Here is an 18,120-nt window from a genome sequence, read left to right on the forward strand (position 1 = left end):
GGCTAAGGCTCCTTTCCGATAGATTACTTTATATATTATGCCGCACAGGGATGAATTTCCACATTACCCATAATACCCAAATGGCGAAGTTTTAAACCTGATAGCCCTTGCAAAGGAGGGGAATCTATCATATAATGAAGTCTGTTGAAAAAATATTTTCTATTACGCCCTCGTAGTGCAACGGATAGAACGCAAGCCTCCGAAGCTTGAAATGCAGGTTCGATTCCTGCCGAGGGCATTACCAATCTTCTGCTTAATAAAGTGGGGGATTTTTTATTGGCCATTTTTAAGAGGGGCCCTAAAATTTTTGGCGAATTCGCTCGATTTCCGTAATATTCCATCGGATCCTGTAATGTAAGCCCTGTCTTGAAAATATACGCGCACACTATTGAAAAATGGTGATTTTTCAATAAAAGTAGTTGTTTAATTTGCATTTCTAACATATAGTATTTAAAACAAATAAACTATTCAGAAAAAAACGTAAGCGTTTTCATGGGTTTTTGTGTAGAATTTTCTCCTGATAATGTAAAATGGAGTGGGGGAGGGATGAATCGATGAGTATGAATATGAAAGCAGGACTTTTTCAACAGCAAACATTAAAGATGGCAATGACGCAGGAGCTTATGCAAGCTATTACATTGCTGCAATATTCCTCGCAGGAGCTATCGGCTTTTTTAGAAAATAAAATGGTGGAGAATCCATTACTGTCCATAGATCAGCCAACATCGGCTTTATTTCAGCCAACTTTTGACCGAAAAAAGGGAAAACGGACCCTTAAGAATACGTATGATGCCAACTATTGGATTGAACAGATCAGTGAAGATACTATATCGCTTGAACAGCATATCATGTCCCAGGTGAATCACCAGCAACTTACCGGTGAACAGCAGAAGGCGTTGCTGCTATTAATTCATAACCTTGATGAAAACGGTTACTTGAGGACTGAGCTGGATGACATATGTATCCCTGGTATACCTCGGATAGTTTTGGAAGAAAGCCTCTCAATTTTACAGGAACTCGAGCCGCATGGAATTGGAGCGAGAAATCTTCAAGAGTGCCTTTTGCTTCAGGTGCAAGCAGAAGGGGTGAACCTGCTTGCAGAATCGATCATAGAAAACCATTTCCTCGATTTTGCTGAAAAGCGCTGGAAAGACCTAAGTAAGAAAATCGGTGTTACAATGAAGGAGATTCAAGAAGTATTTGATTATGTCCAGACATTGAACCCGCGACCCGCATCACTCTTTTTTCAGGAAAAACCTTCTTATATAGTGCCGGATGTGGTCGTGGAAGTTCGGGATGGTATGCTGCTTGTCGGGAATTATGATGGTAACACACCTAATCTTAATGTGGATAAAGGGTATTTAAACCGTATGAAGAGCCATAAGGATCAGGGGGTTCAACGGTTTATCCAGGATAAGTGGCAGGAATACCAATGGATATCCAGAGGGATCCAACAGAGGAAAGAAACTATATTGAAGGTCATTCAGTGCATCGTCGATAAACAGCCGGCGTGCTTTCATCATGGCCTGAACTATTTGAAACCGATGACGATGAAGGAAATCGCCGACGAACTTTGTATACATGAGTCCACAGTAAGCCGGGCGGTCAAAGGGAAATACGTGCAGACACCATTTGGCACGATAGAGATGAGGATATTTTTCACTACTTCTTTACAGTCAGTCGGCCTTGATGAGGAAATGTCGGGCATGCAGGCAAAAAAGAGCCTTCAGGCAGCCATCAATGGGGAAAATAAACAAAAGCCGCTCTCGGATCAGGACCTGGCAGAACGGTTGAAAGAAGAGCATGGAATTATCCTGGCACGCCGAACCGTTGCCAAGTACCGGGAACAATTAGGGATCCCTTCTTCATCTAAACGAAAAAGATATGATTGAAAAGGATGAGTGGTTTTGGAATCAAATGCTTTTGTTTTATATAGTAGGGATAAATGCCCGTTATGCGATAAAGCCAAGCAAGTGCTTGAAGAAGTGAAAGAGGAATCAGGCATAGGCTATAAAGAAATCGATATCCACACCGATGATGATTTGCTTGAGAAATTCGGGCTGATGATCCCTGTCGTTGAATGGAAAGATGATATCGTTCAATTCGGAAACGTTGATAAATCAGCTCTAAATAGGCTTTTGGAAAAATAATTTTTCAAATCATTTGAAGAAACATTCCGTTCCTGCTAGAATAAAATATGTAGCAGGAATATTTTTTTGTTTTAAGTGGGACAGAAAATGACTACGCGGGACATTATACGTCCAACTTAACTTTTTAGGAGTTTTAAATATGCGTACATTACTCGAGGTACAAAGAAAATTATTACCAGATTTCCTTTTGGTTATGCAAAAAAGATATGATATCCTGCGTTATATCAAAATGATGCAGCCGGTTGGAAGGCGCAGTCTGTCCGTGAGCCTTAATTTGACGGAGCGGACGCTCAGAGGCGAGGTTGATTTTCTGAAAAGTCAGAACCTGGTTAACATATTCAGCTCTGGCATGACGCTGACTGATGAAGGGATTGAAATCCTGGATAAGTTAGAAGGAATAATGCGTGAAGTAATGGGTATAGACATAATGGAACGGCAATTGCAGGATTTATTGCAAGTGGATGAGGTCATTATTGTCTCAGGAAATTGTGATGAGACCCCATGGGTGAAAAAAGAATTGGGTAAAGCTTGTGCAATCCGTATGAAACGAGAATGGAACTCAAAGAATATCATTGCGGTTACTGGCGGATCGACAATGGCCGAAGTGGCTGATTCGCTGTCACCTGATGAAGCGTCGAAGAAATTGACATTTGTCCCGGCCCGCGGGGGAATTGGTGAAGCAGTGCAGAATCAGGCCAATACGATTGTCGAAAAAATGGCCCAGAAGGCACAGGCCTCATACAGAGTATTGTATGTACCCGATCAATTAAGCGGTGAGGTTTATGCTTCATTTCAGAAGGAACCTGCAATTAAAGAAGTGATTTCCCAAATCAAATCTGCTGATATGATCATTCATGGAATCGGTGATGCCATGGCGATGGCAGAAAGAAGAAATTCATCGCCAGAAATGTTAAAGAAGCTGTTAGATGGAAATGCTGTAGGAGAGGCATTCGGTTATTATTACGATGAAAACGGTAAAGTTGTTCATAAAGTTTTGACAGTCGGCATCCAGTTAGATGATCTTAGCCCTGAAAAGCGAGTGATAACTGTGGCAGGTGGTAAAACTAAAGCAAAGGCTATCCGTTCCTACATGAAAGGCGCACCTTCATCAACCGTTTTAATCACGGATGAAGCGGCGGCACAAGAGTTAATTCAGGGGAATTACACCCCTTAATATATTTGCGAACTTAAAAGGAGGAATTTTTCATGGCAGTAAAAGTTGGTATTAATGGTTTTGGACGTATTGGACGTAATGTATTTCGTGCAGCATTGAGTAATCCTGGGGTAGAGATTGTTGCTATTAACGACTTAACGGATGCTAATATGTTAGCGCACCTTCTTCAATACGATACAATTCATGGATCTCTTAATGAAAAAGTAACAGTTGATGGGGATTACCTTGTTGTTGATGGTCATAAAGTCAAAGTATTGGCTGAACGTGACCCTGCACAATTAGCATGGGGTGAACTAGGAGTAGAAGTAGTAGTAGAATCTACAGGACGTTTCACGAAACGTGCAGATGCAGCTAAGCATTTAGAAGCTGGCGCGAAAAAAGTAATCATCTCTGCTCCTGCATCTGATGAAGATATCACAATCGTCATGGGTGTAAACGAAGATAAATATGATGCAGCTAACCACCATGTAATCTCTAATGCTTCTTGTACAACGAACTGCTTAGCTCCATTTGCTAAAGTGCTTCACGAACAATTCGGAATCAAACGCGGTATGATGACTACTGTTCACTCTTATACAAATGATCAGCAAATCCTTGATTTGCCACATAAAGATTACCGCCGTGCACGTGCAGCTGCCGAGAATATCATTCCTACAACAACTGGGGCAGCAAAAGCTGTTGCACTTGTCCTTCCTGAACTTAAAGGGAAATTGAATGGTATGGCAATGCGCGTACCTACTCCAAACGTGTCTGTTGTCGACCTTGTTGCAGAACTTGAAAAAGACACAACAGTTGAAGAAGTTAATGCAGCATTCAAAAAGGCTTCTGAAGGAGAATTAAAAGGAATCCTTGAGTACAGCGAACTTCCGCTAGTATCAACTGACTATAATGGTAACCCATCATCATCTACAATCGATGCCCTTTCCACAATGGTAATGGAAGGAAACATGGTTAAAGTATTATCTTGGTATGATAATGAAACAGGATATTCAAGCCGTGTTGTTGATTTGATCGACTATTTGGCTAAAAAAGGATTGTAATTAGAATAATAAAAAACCTCACCAAGGTGAGGTTTTTTTTATCACACCTCTAAAAAAACTTGGCAGAAGATGATATTATTAGTAAGTCATTAATCAGTCAAGCGTTTACATTTCTTGTTTTTGGATAATTTCCTGGAAACCGACTATAATGAAAAAGAGAAAAGGGGAGTTGGGAAATTTACCCTCTCCCTTTTTGGCTAAAAGAATCAAAAATATGATAACAATATCTAAGGAGGTTCTTGGATTATGAATAAAAAGTCGATTAAAGATATTGAATTAAAGGGGAAACGCGTATTTTGCCGTGTTGATTTCAACGTGCCGATGCAGGACGGAAAGATTTCGGATGATACGAGAATCAAGGCTGCACTGCCGACGATTTCCTATTTGACAGAACAAGGCGCAAAAGTCATCTTAGCCAGCCACCTTGGCCGTCCTAAAGGACAAGTCGTAGAAGAATTGCGTCTAGCGCCTGTTGCGGAAAGACTAAGCGAACTTAGTGGCAAGGATGTGCAAAAGGCAGAAGAAGCATACGGTGAGACCGTTCAATCAATAATTGATAACATGCAAGATGGCGAGATCTTGTTGTTGGAAAACGTTCGTTTCTATCCAGGAGAAGAGAAGAACGATCAAGAATTGGCGAAGTCATTTGCTGCACTTGCTGATGTTTATGTTAACGATGCATTCGGAGCTGCGCATCGTGCACATGCTTCAACTGAAGGAATAGCGCACCATCTCCCAGCCGTTGCCGGATTACTGATGGAAAAAGAGCTTTCAGTACTTGGAAAAGCCCTATCCAACCCAGAACGTCCTTTTACAGCTATAATTGGCGGAGCAAAAGTAAAGGATAAGATAGGCGTTATCGAAAACCTTTTGGAAAAAGTCGATCACTTGATCATTGGTGGTGGATTGGGTTATACATTCATTAAAGCGCAAGGTCATGAAATCGGTAATTCTTTATTGGAAGAAGACAAAATAGAATTGGCCAAATCTTTCATCGAAAGTGCAAAAGAAAAAGGCGTAAAACTTCATTTGCCTATCGATGCAGTCGTAACTGCTGAATTTTCACCTGATGCAGAGACGGATAATGTCGATATCGATGCTATTCCAAAGGATAAAATGGCTCTTGATATCGGACCAAAAACAAGCGAATTATTTGCGGATGTAATCAAAAGTTCCAAGCTTGTCATTTGGAATGGACCAATGGGTGTATTCGAGTTCGATAAATTTGCGAATGGAACGAAAACCGTTGCTAAAGCCTTGGCGGAAGCAAAAGATACGTACAGCATTGTAGGCGGAGGGGATTCAGCCGCAGCCGCAGAAAAGTTTGGCTTGGCAGAAAAGATGTCCCATATTTCAACTGGCGGCGGTGCATCTCTTGAGTTCATGGAAGGCAAAGAGTTGCCTGGCGTTGTGGCCTTGAACGATAAATAAGACTGACCGTTACATATTTCAACTTTAGAAGGGATGAGAAACCAAATGCGTAAACCGATTATTGCAGGAAACTGGAAAATGAATAAAACACTATCTGAAGCGACTGCCTTTTTAGAAGAAGTGAGCAATTTGATTCCGAAGCAAGATGTAATCGATACGGTTGTATGTGCTCCAGCTTTATTTTTGGATCAGCTGGTTCAAGCAGCAAAAGGAACTGATGTGAAGATCGGGGCGCAGAACATGCACTTTGAAGAAAGCGGTGCTTTCACAGGAGAAATCAGCCCGATCGCATTGGCTGATCTTGGTGTATCCTACGTCATACTTGGTCATTCCGAACGCCGTGAAATGTTCAACGAAACGGATGAAGCCGTTAATAAAAAAGCTCATTCCGCTTTTGCCCACGGATTGACCCCGATCGTTTGCTGCGGTGAAACATTAGAGCAAAGGGAAGCTGGCGAAACGAATGATTTCGTAGGCAGCCAGATAGAAAAAGGCCTTGCAGGATTATCTGACGATCAATTGAAACAAGCCGTTATTGCTTATGAGCCGATTTGGGCAATTGGAACAGGAAAATCGTCATCTGCTCAAGATGCTAATGAAGTTTGTTCGCATATCCGCTCGGTTGTTGCCGACAAATTTTCAAATGAAGCAGCTGCAGCCATCCGCATTCAATACGGTGGCAGTGTAAAACCTGAGAATATTAAAGAGTACATGGCACAACCTGATATAGACGGTGCGTTGGTTGGCGGTGCAAGCTTGAAACCCGATTCATTTTTACAATTGCTGGAGGCTGGTCACTATGAGTAAGTCGCCTGTGGCACTTATCATCTTAGACGGTTTTGGCTGCCGTAACGAGGAAAAGGGAAATGCTGTTTTTCATGCGAAAAAACCGAACTTTGACCGTTTTTGGGAACAGTATCCGCATTCCCATTTAACTGCAAGCGGGGAAGCGGTCGGCTTGCCTGCCGGTCAAATGGGGAACTCGGAAGTGGGGCATTTGAATATCGGGGCAGGACGGATCGTTTATCAAAGTCTGACCCGTGTGAACCTGGCTATCCGTGAAGGTGAGTTTGCCAAAAACCCAACTTTGATCGATGCCATGAGCCATGCCAAGAAAAAAGGCACGGACCTTCATCTTTTCGGTCTACTTTCAGATGGCGGCGTGCACAGTCATATCGATCATATGTATGCCCTGCTGAAGTTGGCCGCTAAAGAAGGAGTTAAAAATGTATATGTACATGCATTTTTAGATGGTCGTGATGTCGGGCCGAAAACGGCGCAAGGTTATATTAAGGAAGCGGAAGCGAAAATGAAGGAGATCGGTGTTGGACAGTTTGCGACCATATCCGGAAGATACTATTCGATGGACCGTGATAAGCGCTGGGAACGTGTGGAGAAATCCTACCGTTCGATGGTGTATGGTGATGGCCCTGCTTACTCTTCCGCGATGGAATGTGTTGAGGATTCCTACGAACATGGTATTTTTGACGAGTTCGTGATTCCTTCAGTCATAACGGCGGAAGACGGTAAACCGGTGGCAACGATTAAAGATGATGATGCCGTAATCTTTTACAACTTCCGTCCAGACCGGGCGATCCAGATTTCCAATACGTTCACCAATGAGGACTTCCGCTCATTTGACCGCGGTCCTGGACATCCGAAGCATCTCCATTTTGTCTGCTTGACACATTTTTCAGAAACAGTTGACGGATATGTTGCATTTAATCCGACAAATCTTGATAATACATTAGGGGAAGTACTTTCCCAAAACCAGCTTACCCAGCTTCGTATCGCTGAAACTGAGAAATATCCGCATGTGACATTTTTCATGAGCGGCGGACGTGAAGAGAAGTTTCCTGGTGAAGAGAGGATTTTAATTAATTCTCCGAAAGTCGCTACATATGATTTAAAACCTGAAATGAGTGCTTATGAAGTTACGGATGCGTTGGTGGAACAAATTGAGGCTGATCGCTTTGATGCCATTCTCTTGAATTTTGCCAATCCGGACATGGTTGGTCATTCAGGGATGCTTGAGCCTACCATTAAAGCGATTGAAACAGTGGATGAATGCCTAGGCAGGATTGTCGATTTAATCGTCTCAAAAGGCGGTACGGCAATCATTACCGCTGACCATGGGAATGCTGATGAAGTCGTAACGCTTGAAGGCAACCCCATGACAGCTCATACTACGAATCCCGTGCCTGTCATTATCACTAAAAATCAGGTAACATTAAGAACAGGTGGTATCCTAGGTGATTTAGCTCCAACGATGCTTGATTTGCTTGGAGTCGAAAAACCTGTTGAAATGACAGGGAAATCCCTATTATCTAAATAAAATTGTGAATAGGAAAAGGAGAGATTTATAATGCCGTACATCGAACATGTATATGCACGCGAAGTGCTAGATTCCCGTGGTAATCCAACAATAGAAGTAGAAATCCAAACAGAGTCCGGATACTTCGGACGTGCAATCGTACCATCAGGTGCTTCAACAGGAGAACACGAAGCGGTTGAGCTTCGTGACGGAGATAAATCTCGCTACCTGGGTAAAGGGGTACAAAAAGCAGTCGATAATGTAAATGATATCATTGCTGAAGCTGTCATCGGTTTGGATGTTACGAACCAAGCAGGACTTGACCTCACTATGATTGAATTGGATGGCACTGAAAACAAAGGAAACTTGGGAGCTAATGCAATCCTTGGCGTATCAATGGCTGCTGCCCATGCCGCTGCGGAATTTTCAGGTTTACCATTGTATCGTTATCTTGGAGGGTTCAATGCGAAACAACTTCCTACTCCAATGATGAACATCATTAACGGCGGATCACATGCCGATAACAATGTTGACTTCCAGGAATTCATGATTCTTCCTGTAGGTGCTCCTAGCTTCAAAGAAGCAGTTCGTATGGGTGCAGAAGTATTCCATGCCTTGAAATCTGTCCTTTCTGCCAAAGGCCTGAATACGGCAGTCGGCGATGAAGGCGGCTTTGCGCCAAACCTTGGTTCAAACCGTGAAGCGCTTCAAGTCATCATCGAGGCAATTGAAAAAGCTGGCTACAAAGCAGGCGAAGATATCTACCTTGGCATGGACGTAGCTTCATCTGAATTCTATAACAAAGAAACAGGCAAATATGATCTTGCTGGCGAAGGCCGCAATGGTGTTACATCAGAAGAAATGGTAGCTTTCTATGAAGAGCTAGTGAATGAATTCCCTATTATCTCCATCGAGGACGGCCTGGATGAAAATGACTGGGATGGTCACAAACTTTTAACGGAACGCATCGGTTCTAAAGTTCAGCTTGTTGGTGACGATCTTTTCGTAACGAACACGAAAAAATTGGCTGAAGGCATCGAAAAAGGCATCGGCAACTCCATCCTGATCAAAGTGAACCAAATTGGTACACTGACTGAAACGTTTGATGCAATCGAAATGGCAAAACGCGCAGGCTACACTGCAGTCGTTTCCCACCGTTCCGGTGAAACTGAAGATGCAACGATCGCTGATATCGCCGTTGCAACAAACGCAGGACAAATCAAAACTGGTTCCATGTCCCGTACGGACCGTATTGCTAAATACAACCAACTTCTTCGCATCGAAGATCAACTTGGTGACTTGGCTGTATATGGCGGCTTGAAATCTTTCTATAACTTGAAGAAGTAATTATAGTAATTATCAAGCATAAAATACGTCCGAACTTTGTCATACAAGGCACTTTTGGACACTTTGAGTTATGTAGTACATCAACTCGAACTTAGCAATACAAATGTTTAGTATCAACCCCTGATTTATAAGTGAGTGAAATCGCTTATGAATTGGGGGTTTTTGCGTGTTAATACAGGACTTGTTGAAAGAATTTACATTTAACTTACAAATTAAAAATTATTCCAAGCGAACTATCGAGACCTACAATTACAAAATGGTATGGCCCATTGGATATTGATATTGCTAAAGATATTGACGATAAGGTCAACTTGTTAAAAGAGGAATTGGGAATTGGATATTGGATAGCCAAAAAAGGCAATCATCCAAACTCCAAGGAGTTTATAAAAAAACACAAGGAAATCCACGCATATTATGGCATTCGCTTTAAATATGATGCTTACTGTGCTTATTTAACGAAAACTGAAAGTAAAGTTCGTGAAAGCCTAGAGCTGCCTAAAACTCAAGATGATGCAAAACTTGTGTTCGATATTGTGGCTAGAAAATATAATTTGCAATTAGCAGAAAGGCGACAAATCAACGGTTTCGGTAAAGTGGACAGAGCAATACATCAAGCAAAGATAGATGGAAAGTATGTCCCACAAGCCACGCTTGTTTATGATTACATGGTAGATGGTCATGAGGTGGATGTTAAAAACACAGACGAAAAATCTTATATGCCAAACTTTTAGACCGTTCCAATAGGAATGGTCTTTTTTAGATTGACAGCATAATTTTGGTACTTCATACTTCTATAGTAATAGATGTAACGGAATATTTAGTTAATTATGAGGACGAAAGCCATGAAACCAGAAATCTTATCAACAGCCATCGAAACGCTAACAGGATTGTTTTTCCGTAACAATAATGAAGGAACTGACTTTCTTGCCAAACGCACATTGGACCATTATATAAACGACCTTGATTTGCTTGGTGATATCAACTCTGTAGCTGTGGAAATTGATAAACAGCGAGCGTGGGCTCTCATTCCCAAGCTACGATTATTTGACAGCAAGAGCGCTGATGAAATCGAAGTTGCTTTAGGTGGGTTGGGATATACCGATGCTGAAATTATTGCCAGTGACATAGTATTTGAGGAGTGGAAAAAATCTCAAAAGCACTGCCAATGAGTTTAAAAGGAGGAATGCCGATGTGGGGACGATACCTTTGGAAACTCCGATTGTTATTGACCATTCCATATTTGTTATTTGCGATATTAATGTTTTCGTCCATTGGCAACGATAAGGATTATGGTTATTATTGGATGGCGTTTGTGGTCTATGCGATTGTTTCCAATATCATCCTTCATAAAATGGAAAAGAAAGAAAAGATGGAAAAGGAATGAATTTAAGGAGGTAAGCACTTTACCTCCTTTGCCAATTTCATAAATGGAGGTGGATATTATGGGGCTCAAGAACATTTACAAAAAATCATTGTCTATGGCTCTGGTACGGGCTGGACATGACATTCATCATACTATGCCCGATCGAAACAACAAAAAATACCAAGTGTTTGTTTTCATCCATACCGATGAATTAATAAAAGATTTACTGGAGTTAACCAAACGGGAGGTGAGACAATGACTGAACGTTTCTCTATCGCTATTATAATCTCCTGTGTAGCTGTAGTAATGGGCATACTGATTGATTTAGGAATGCTGTATATTGCATTTATACTTCTTGTAATTTGTGTATTGGCTGTTCTTCCCGTCAAGTGGTTTCGTGATTGGTTATGGAGTGACTAAAATATGCTGGTTGTACATCAATTGAATATAAAAATTCAAAAATTGGGAGGTATGTCACCAATGAAAAAATACATAAATATAGTTGGAGCATTGGGCTTAATCGTTTTGATTATGGCAATGCCATTTTTCTACACAACCATTTTTTTGGGTAGTTTTATCTTGGACCCAACACCGCATACGAATCCTCAGCCTGGCCATGAAGACCACAATGCAACAAAAATTTGGGAGGGTATGTCAAAAGAGGAATATCAGAAGATTAAATACGTAGAAGAACATAAATATAAATATGAAAATGAAGAACCTGCATTCAACCCAGATGAATCATCAAGTTTCAACCTATTTGAAGTTGAAAATAAAAACGATGAATATTGAAGGACCCCGCCAATTATGCGGAGTCCTTTTTTCGTTGCTTAAATATGCAATGCTCCAAAATTAGGTTTCGTTCTTTCAGTCGTTGAAATCCATTCACCCAATTATTTGGGGATTCTGCTTCTGACGAGAAGATGGGTTCTGCACAGTAATTTCTTTTCACCTCCCATACAATGTGAGAATACACATTGTATGGGAGGTTTTTTTGCTTATAAAGTTAGCCGCCAGTCACTGATTCCGGCTTGGTTCAGGGCTGATAAAAGGATTTAATCAAACGTTTGATTAATATAAAAAAAGGTGCCGCATCCGGGCACCTTTTTTTATTTACTCGATACAGCTTCCACTGGTACGGCATTATAGTATTCTTCTAATGTAATCTTCGCTTCAAAGATTTCAGTTGCGGTAGCGACACCAACATAACGGATGTGCCATGGTTCGTATTTATAACCTGTGATGTTTTCCTTGCCTTCAGGGTAGCGAATGATAAATCCGTATTCATGTGCATGTTCAGCAAGCCAGGCAGCTTCATTCGTATCACCGAAGCAGTCTTGGGCAGCGCATGCCCCATCGTGGGTCGTGACATCAATCGCCAGGCCTGTTTCATGCTCGCTTGTCCCAGGCATTGCACTGTAGGTTTTCGCCTTTTCTTCCCCGTCCTTAGCCACATAGTTATTAAAGACCTCGATCTGTCTTTGGTGAGAGCGATAAGCGGAAACGCCGGCAAAGTGCATGTTTTCTTTTTCGGCAGCCTGGAACATTACTTCAAGTGCCTTTCCCGCTTCCTCTCGCATCATTCTTTTTTCAATTTTATCTTGAAAGATGAAATCCACTTTTGGGTAGATGAGGTCAGCAGGTTTGTAATCTTCAGGCAGGCTGTATTGTTTATTGACAAGTACAGGAATGCCTTCCGGATGGGCTAATGTCTGAAGGCCAGCCTGTCCGGGTTTAGCCGTTTCATCAACTTCCACCTGGCGTTGGGCCGATTCTTTTGAATCATTATTCTTGTCGGTTTCTGTCTCCGTCTCCTGGGAGCTCGGTTGTTCTTCTTTTTGCTCTTTTTCATGCTCGCTTGTCAGGTCGGATGAACAGCCAGCCATTAGAATGAAAGATGATAGAACAGTTGCTGCAAATATAGGTTTTAACATATGAAAGGCCCCTTGCTTTTAATATAAGTTTCCAATAAAAGTAGTTTTGAAAAAAATTATCGGGATAAGTAATCCCTTGTTAATTCACTTTGATATTTATCAAGAAATAAGCCAATCCAGACGACCATCAATAAAAATGGATAATCGTTACGGACTGCGGTTTCCACAACGGGATCAGACCAAAAGCTCGAAAGGAAACCCGATGACATCCTGATTGTCTCGAATGTGACAAGGGCGTGAAGCGATAACCAAAGAATCGTAAGGGTATTGGTCCCAAACCCAATGACCGCCGCTATGACGCTCAGCAAGGCGGCTGCTGCCCCGATCAGGAGGACATTGAAGCTTGATTGGAAAAAGTCAGTACCGCTATTGGAAAGTCCATTATAAATAATAGCAGTAAAATAAACGGTTGTCGTGATATATGCAGCAAATAATAAGTATCGATTTCCGTGATACTTTGCCAGCAGCAATAAAAGCGGTGATAGGATGATTAATAGGACACTGATAAAATTGCTTCCGCCTGTCCATAAAGAATAGCCGGCAACCGCCGAGAATAGGATGGTCAGGAGATCAAGAATCCGGAGTATGGACTTAAACATGTTGACACCTCTTTCTCTATTTATGCAAATTATCTCAAACTTTGATTCAAAAAGAAAATAAATGACTATGGATTTTTAGGAATTCTTACCATCATAGTATAACAAAGATTGTGGATACTTATTGGGTGTGGTAAAGTTAAAGTAATTGTTTATTGGTTCTTCAGGAGGTGTAATTGCATGCATGCATTTCTCATAACGCTTTTAGTGATTGTCAGTATCGCCCTCATTGTGACGGTATTGCTTCAATCAGGTAAGAGTGCAGGTTTATCAGGTGCGATTGCCGGCGGTGCTGAGCAGTTATTCGGAAAGCAAAAGGCACGCGGTTTGGACCTGGTTTTACATCGTGCGACAATAGTATTGGCGATTTTATTCTTTGCTTTAACTTTACTAGTTGCATACTTTGATGTGTAATGGATCAAAAATGAGTCTAGCTAAATAGCTAGACTTTTTTCTTTGCACAATAGTTACATGAATAGATATAGTGATTTTAGTACTTAATTATAGGATAGGGATGTTTTTAAAATTCTATTTACTGATAAAGGAGCTTAAGATCATGAAAATAAAGCTGCAGCAGCCCTTTACTTTTGAAGGCGGAAAAAGAGCTGTCTTACTTTTACATGGATTTACGGGGAATTCAGCGGATGTACGGATGCTAGGGCGTTACTTGGAGAAACAGGGATACACCTGCCATGCCCCGCACTATAAAGGGCATGGCGTACCCCCAGAGGAGCTGGTGAAAACGGGTCCGGAAGATTGGTGGAAAGATGTAATGATGGCCTACGATTTCCTGAAAAGCAAAGGCCATGAAGAAATTGCTGTTGCCGGACTATCATTAGGAGGCGTATTTTCTCTTAAATTAGGTTACACTGTACCTATAAAGGGTATCGTATCAATGTGTGCGCCTATGTATATCAAAAGTGAAGAAATGATGTTTAAAGGAGTATTGGAGTACGCCAGAGAATTTAAGAAGTATGAAGGAAAAACTCAAGAGCAAATAGAGCTTGAAATGGACCTCCTTGCCGATAAACCGATGAATACATTGAAAGCCCTTCAGGAATTGATAACGGATGTACGAGAGCACGTCGACCTTATATACGCGCCGACATTTGTGGTGCAGGGCAGGCATGATGATGTTATCAATCCAAAAAGTGCCGATATTATTATTGATGCCATTGAATCACCGGTCAAAAAAATCAAGTGGTATGAAGAATCCGGTCATGTCATAACTCTTGATAAAGAAAAGGACCAGCTGCATGAAGATGTATTGGAATTTTTAGAAAGTCTGGATTGGGCCGAATAACAAAAATATACCCTGAATAGGAGGGTTTTCATGGAAGATAACATTCAAGAACATATTAATAAGCTTCTGACATACATGACGGATGAAGCGTATAAGCCCTTAACGGTACAAGAACTGGAAGAGGCTTTGAAAATCGAAGACTCGGCAGATTTCAAGAATTTCGTTAAGGCTCTAGTAAAGATGGAAGAAAAGGGATTGGTGGTCAGAACGAGGAGCAATCGTTACGGGCTGCCGCAAAAGATGAATTTGTTCCGTGGTAAATTAACAGGACACGCTAAGGGATTCGCCTTTGTCACACCTGAAGATAACCCTGGAATGGATGATATTTTCATTCCGCCGAATGAAACGGGCACAGCGATGCATGGAGATGTCGTCATGGTACGAGTATCTTCGGAAACATCGGGCTCAAGGCAAGAAGGCACGGTCATCAGAATTCTTGAACGCGGTATTACACAAGTGGTCGGTACATACTCCGAAAGTAAAAGTTTTGGTTTCGTCATCCCTGATGATAAAAAGATCGCAAACGATATTTTCATTCCGCAGCATGCTTCACATGGAGCGGTAGAGGGCCATAAGGTTGTCGTCAAGCTTACTTCTTATCCTGAAGGACGCATAAGTGCCGAAGGTGAAGTCATTGAGATTCTTGGACATAAAAATGATCCTGGTGTAGATATTCTTTCCGTGATCCATAAATATGGTTTGCCAATGGAGTTCCCGGATGACGTCATGGAACAAGCCAATGCCGTTTCGGATACCATTGAAGAAAGTGAAATTGGAAGCCGCAGGGATTTGCGCAATGATGTTTTGGTCACGATTGATGGAGCGGATGCAAAGGACCTGGATGATGCCGTCACTGTTTCCAAACTTGAAAATGGCAATTATAAGCTGGGTGTTCATATTGCTGATGTCAGCCATTATGTGAAGGAAGGATCACCAATCGATAAGGAAGCCTTGGAAAGAGGGACGAGCGTTTATTTGGTGGACAGGGTCATCCCGATGATCCCGCATCGTTTATCGAATGGCATTTGTTCCTTGAACCCACAAGTCGATCGCTTTACACTCTCTTGTGAAATGGAAATTACGCCAGATGGCAAAGTCGTCAACCATGAGATTTTTGAAAGTGTCATTAAGACGACGGAACGTATGACATATGGAAATGTGAACAAAATCCTTGTCGATAAAGATGAAGAACAGCTCGAACGCTATGAAGCGTTGGTGCCGATGTTCCAGGACATGGAGAAGTTAGCTGCCATCCTGCGCAAGAACCGGATGAACCGCGGTGCGATTGACTTTGATTTCAATGAAGCTAAAGTCATCGTTGATGAAGAAGGCCATCCGACTGATGTGGTTTTACGTGAAAGGTCGGTTGCCGAAAAGCTTATTGAAGAGTTCATGCTTGCGGCTAATGAAACCGTTGCAGAGCATTTCCACCGTCTTGACGTACCGTTCATTTACCGTATTCATGAAGATCCCAAGCCGGAAAAACTGCAGCGTTTCTTTGAATTCATAACGAACTTCGGATATATTGTCCGGGGATCGGCCAATGACGTTCACCCTAAGGCGTTACAGGAAATCATTGAGGCGGTAGCCGGAAAACCGGAAGAAACGGTCATATCCACCGTCATGCTCCGTTCCATGCAACAGGCGAAATATGATCCGGAGAGCTTAGGTCACTTTGGTTTATCTGCTGAGTTTTATACACATTTCACATCGCCGATTCGCCGTTACCCGGATTTGATCGTGCACAGGTTGATCAGGACCTACTTGGTGGAAGGTAAACTGGATGAAGCTACGAAGGAGAAATGGAATGCCAATTTACCTGAGATTGCCGATCATACATCGAAACGTGAACGTCGCTCAGTCGATGCTGAACGGGAAACGGATGATCTGAAGAAAGCGGAATATATGCTGGATAAAATCGGCGAAGAGTATACCGGGATCATTGGTTCGGTTACAAATTTCGGGATGTTCGTCGAGCTGCCGAACACCATTGAAGGACTTGTCCATGTCAGCTTCATGACGGATGATTATTACCGCTTCGATGAGCGTCAGCTTGCAATGATCGGGGAACGTACCGGTAATGTGTTCCGGATTGGAGATGAGATCGACGTACGTGTTTCCAACGTCAATAAAGAGGAACGCGCCATCGATTTTGAAATTATCGGCATGAAGGTAAGCCGTCCGCGTCCATCTGGCGAGAAGAAAATATTCAAAGCCAATTCAGGTGAACGTAAACGCGGCCGTGGAGGCAATGGAGGACGTAATGAAGGTAAAGGCGGCGGCCGTAATGGAGATTCGCCTTCTAATGGGAGAAAATCGAAAAAGAAGAAAAAATTCTTTGAAAATGCGCCAGCTGCCAAGCGCAAGAGAAAACCAAAAAAGAGATAAAGATTGAGGCGGGGGATGATCATTTCATCCTCTTGCCGCGATTGGATGTAAAAAGGGGAGAGTTAGATGCCAAAAGGTTCAGGTAAACAACTAGCACAAAATAAAAAGGCTTATCATGATTTTTTTATTGAACAAACGTTTGAAGCCGGAATCGTTTTGAAGGGAACCGAAATCAAGGCCATCCGTGCGGCCCGAGTGAATTTGAAGGATGCCTTCGCTAAAATAGAAAATGGAGAAATCTATCTTTATAATATGCATGTAAGCCCTTATGAGCAGGGAAACCAGTTTAACCATGACCCGTTGCGGACACGGAAGCTTCTTTTGCATAAGAAAGAGATCAGTAAACTGATCGGTGTAACAAAGGAAACAGGCTACACGATCGTACCGTTGAAAATGTATTTGAAAAATGGCTTTGCCAAGGTTTTAATCGGTCTGGGTAAAGGGAAGAAGCAATATGACAAGCGTGAAGACCTGAAGAAGAAGGAAGCGAAGCGTGATATTGAACGTGCATTCCGTGATCGACAGAAGATGTAGAACTGCCAAGACCTTACAATTGATTTTTTGAGCCAATCTGTTATAATTAATCCTGTACCGATGACAATTGAATATCAGCCAACTTGCTGACTATTCTTCTCTCGTACGCTCCATTTATATCATGGGGACGTTACGGATTCGACAGGGATAGTTCGAGCTTAAGTTGCGAGTCGAGGGGATCGGCCTCGTTAAAACGTCAACGCCTATAACTGGCAAACAAAACAACAACCTAGCTTTCGCTGCTTAATAACAGTCGATAGCTGTTCCTCCCTCCATGGCCCACGTGGTAGGGTAAGGGACTCACTCTAAGTGGGATACGCCGGAATCCACCGTCTGAGGATGAAGGAAGAGACCAATCAGACTAGCTGCTCTGCCGCCTGTCGATAGGCTAATGAGTTCGCGAAATGCGAATATATCGACTACACTCGTAGAAGCTTAAGTGCCGTTATGTCTGGACGTGGGTTCGACTCCCACCGTCTCCACCAATACATATATTGGTGGTTTTTTATTTGGTTTTTTTCGTCGTTTTTGTCGAAAAATCGATAA

At 42.1% G+C, this 18,120-nt stretch carries 20 protein-coding genes, 1 tRNA gene and 1 other RNA gene; 20 read left to right on the forward strand and 2 right to left on the reverse strand.

Features of this window, described 5'->3' with window-relative positions; translation table 11 throughout:
• Positions 1 to 166: 166 nt before the first annotated feature.
• The 15 genes from ACSR9O_RS12430 (at position 167) to ACSR9O_RS12500 (ending at position 11,611) form a co-directional block, all read left to right on the forward strand.
• Positions 167 to 238 (forward strand) — tRNA-Arg (locus tag ACSR9O_RS12430).
• A 316-nt stretch (positions 239 to 554) separates the two neighbouring features.
• Complete coding sequence (rpoN, locus tag ACSR9O_RS12435; protein WP_491724471.1) at positions 555 to 1,892, forward strand: RNA polymerase factor sigma-54; 1,338 nt, start codon at positions 555 to 557, stop codon at positions 1,890 to 1,892.
• 15 nt (positions 1,893 to 1,907) lie between these two features.
• Positions 1,908 to 2,150: a glutaredoxin family protein gene (locus ACSR9O_RS12440; RefSeq protein ID WP_101223716.1), complete on the forward strand. Its 243-nt coding sequence runs from the start codon at positions 1,908 to 1,910 to the stop codon at positions 2,148 to 2,150.
• Positions 2,151 to 2,289: 139 nt separating this feature from the next.
• Complete coding sequence (locus ACSR9O_RS12445; protein WP_101223715.1) at positions 2,290 to 3,324, forward strand: sugar-binding transcriptional regulator; 1,035 nt, start codon at positions 2,290 to 2,292, stop codon at positions 3,322 to 3,324.
• Between the two features lie 32 nt (positions 3,325 to 3,356).
• Positions 3,357 to 4,364, forward strand: a complete 1,008-nt coding sequence (gap, locus tag ACSR9O_RS12450; protein ID WP_076368241.1) for a type I glyceraldehyde-3-phosphate dehydrogenase — start codon at positions 3,357 to 3,359, stop codon at positions 4,362 to 4,364.
• Positions 4,365 to 4,610: 246 nt separating this feature from the next.
• Positions 4,611 to 5,795 carry a phosphoglycerate kinase gene (locus ACSR9O_RS12455; protein WP_230176168.1) on the forward strand — a complete coding sequence of 395 codons (1,185 nt, stop codon included), beginning with the start codon at positions 4,611 to 4,613 and terminating at the stop codon, positions 5,793 to 5,795.
• 45 nt (positions 5,796 to 5,840) lie between these two features.
• Positions 5,841 to 6,602 carry a triose-phosphate isomerase gene (gene tpiA / locus ACSR9O_RS12460; RefSeq protein ID WP_101223713.1) on the forward strand — a complete coding sequence of 254 codons (762 nt, stop codon included), beginning with the start codon at positions 5,841 to 5,843 and terminating at the stop codon, positions 6,600 to 6,602.
• Positions 6,595 to 8,130: a 2,3-bisphosphoglycerate-independent phosphoglycerate mutase gene (gene gpmI, locus ACSR9O_RS12465; RefSeq protein ID WP_230176169.1), complete on the forward strand. Its 1,536-nt coding sequence runs from the start codon at positions 6,595 to 6,597 to the stop codon at positions 8,128 to 8,130. Before tpiA ends, gpmI begins: the two co-directional genes overlap by 8 nt.
• 30 nt (positions 8,131 to 8,160) lie before the next feature.
• On the forward strand, positions 8,161 to 9,456 hold the full coding sequence (eno, locus tag ACSR9O_RS12470; protein WP_034309992.1) for a phosphopyruvate hydratase: 1,296 nt from the start codon (positions 8,161 to 8,163) through the stop codon (positions 9,454 to 9,456).
• 269 nt (positions 9,457 to 9,725) lie between these two features.
• Positions 9,726 to 10,187, forward strand: coding sequence for a hypothetical protein (locus ACSR9O_RS12475; protein ID WP_230176170.1), 462 nt, complete (start codon positions 9,726 to 9,728; stop codon positions 10,185 to 10,187).
• Between the two features lie 111 nt (positions 10,188 to 10,298).
• Complete coding sequence (locus ACSR9O_RS12480) at positions 10,299 to 10,625, forward strand: hypothetical protein (RefSeq protein WP_141992827.1); 327 nt, start codon at positions 10,299 to 10,301, stop codon at positions 10,623 to 10,625.
• Between the two features lie 20 nt (positions 10,626 to 10,645).
• Complete coding sequence (locus tag ACSR9O_RS12485) at positions 10,646 to 10,840, forward strand: hypothetical protein (protein WP_101223709.1); 195 nt, start codon at positions 10,646 to 10,648, stop codon at positions 10,838 to 10,840.
• Positions 10,841 to 10,898: 58 nt separating this feature from the next.
• The gene (locus ACSR9O_RS12490; RefSeq protein WP_230176171.1) at positions 10,899 to 11,078 is read left to right on the forward strand and encodes a hypothetical protein; all 180 of its coding nucleotides are present in this window, start codon (positions 10,899 to 10,901) and stop codon (positions 11,076 to 11,078) included.
• Positions 11,075 to 11,239 carry a hypothetical protein gene (locus tag ACSR9O_RS12495; RefSeq protein ID WP_157831060.1) on the forward strand — a complete coding sequence of 55 codons (165 nt, stop codon included), beginning with the start codon at positions 11,075 to 11,077 and terminating at the stop codon, positions 11,237 to 11,239. Before ACSR9O_RS12490 ends, ACSR9O_RS12495 begins: the two co-directional genes overlap by 4 nt.
• Positions 11,240 to 11,299: 60 nt before the next feature.
• The gene (locus ACSR9O_RS12500) at positions 11,300 to 11,611 is read left to right on the forward strand and encodes a hypothetical protein (RefSeq protein ID WP_230176172.1); all 312 of its coding nucleotides are present in this window, start codon (positions 11,300 to 11,302) and stop codon (positions 11,609 to 11,611) included.
• A 317-nt stretch (positions 11,612 to 11,928) separates the two neighbouring features.
• Here ACSR9O_RS12500 and ACSR9O_RS12505 read toward each other — a convergent pair whose 3' ends face one another.
• Complete coding sequence (locus ACSR9O_RS12505) at positions 11,929 to 12,753, reverse strand: M15 family metallopeptidase (RefSeq protein ID WP_101223707.1); 825 nt, start codon at positions 12,751 to 12,753, stop codon at positions 11,929 to 11,931.
• A 56-nt stretch (positions 12,754 to 12,809) separates the two neighbouring features.
• On the reverse strand, positions 12,810 to 13,352 hold the full coding sequence (locus tag ACSR9O_RS12510; RefSeq protein ID WP_101223706.1) for a hypothetical protein: 543 nt from the start codon (positions 13,350 to 13,352) through the stop codon (positions 12,810 to 12,812).
• A 177-nt stretch (positions 13,353 to 13,529) separates the two neighbouring features.
• Between ACSR9O_RS12510 and secG the strand changes: the two genes are divergently transcribed.
• From secG to ssrA, 5 genes are all read left to right on the forward strand, one after another.
• Positions 13,530 to 13,763 (forward strand): preprotein translocase subunit SecG, encoded by a 234-nt coding sequence (gene secG, locus ACSR9O_RS12515; RefSeq protein WP_034309999.1) that lies wholly within the window; start codon positions 13,530 to 13,532, stop codon positions 13,761 to 13,763.
• 142 nt (positions 13,764 to 13,905) lie between these two features.
• Positions 13,906 to 14,652, forward strand: coding sequence for an alpha/beta hydrolase (locus tag ACSR9O_RS12520; RefSeq protein WP_101223705.1), 747 nt, complete (start codon positions 13,906 to 13,908; stop codon positions 14,650 to 14,652).
• 30 nt (positions 14,653 to 14,682) lie between these two features.
• Complete coding sequence (gene rnr, locus ACSR9O_RS12525; RefSeq protein ID WP_101223704.1) at positions 14,683 to 17,040, forward strand: ribonuclease R; 2,358 nt, start codon at positions 14,683 to 14,685, stop codon at positions 17,038 to 17,040.
• A 66-nt stretch (positions 17,041 to 17,106) separates the two neighbouring features.
• Positions 17,107 to 17,574, forward strand: a complete 468-nt coding sequence (gene smpB / locus ACSR9O_RS12530) for an SsrA-binding protein SmpB (protein WP_101223703.1) — start codon at positions 17,107 to 17,109, stop codon at positions 17,572 to 17,574.
• A 123-nt stretch (positions 17,575 to 17,697) separates the two neighbouring features.
• Positions 17,698 to 18,059: a transfer-messenger RNA gene (gene ssrA, locus ACSR9O_RS12535) on the forward strand.
• The last annotated feature ends 61 nt before the right edge of the window (positions 18,060 to 18,120 follow it).

Source organism: Peribacillus sp. B65 (assembly GCF_058513295.1).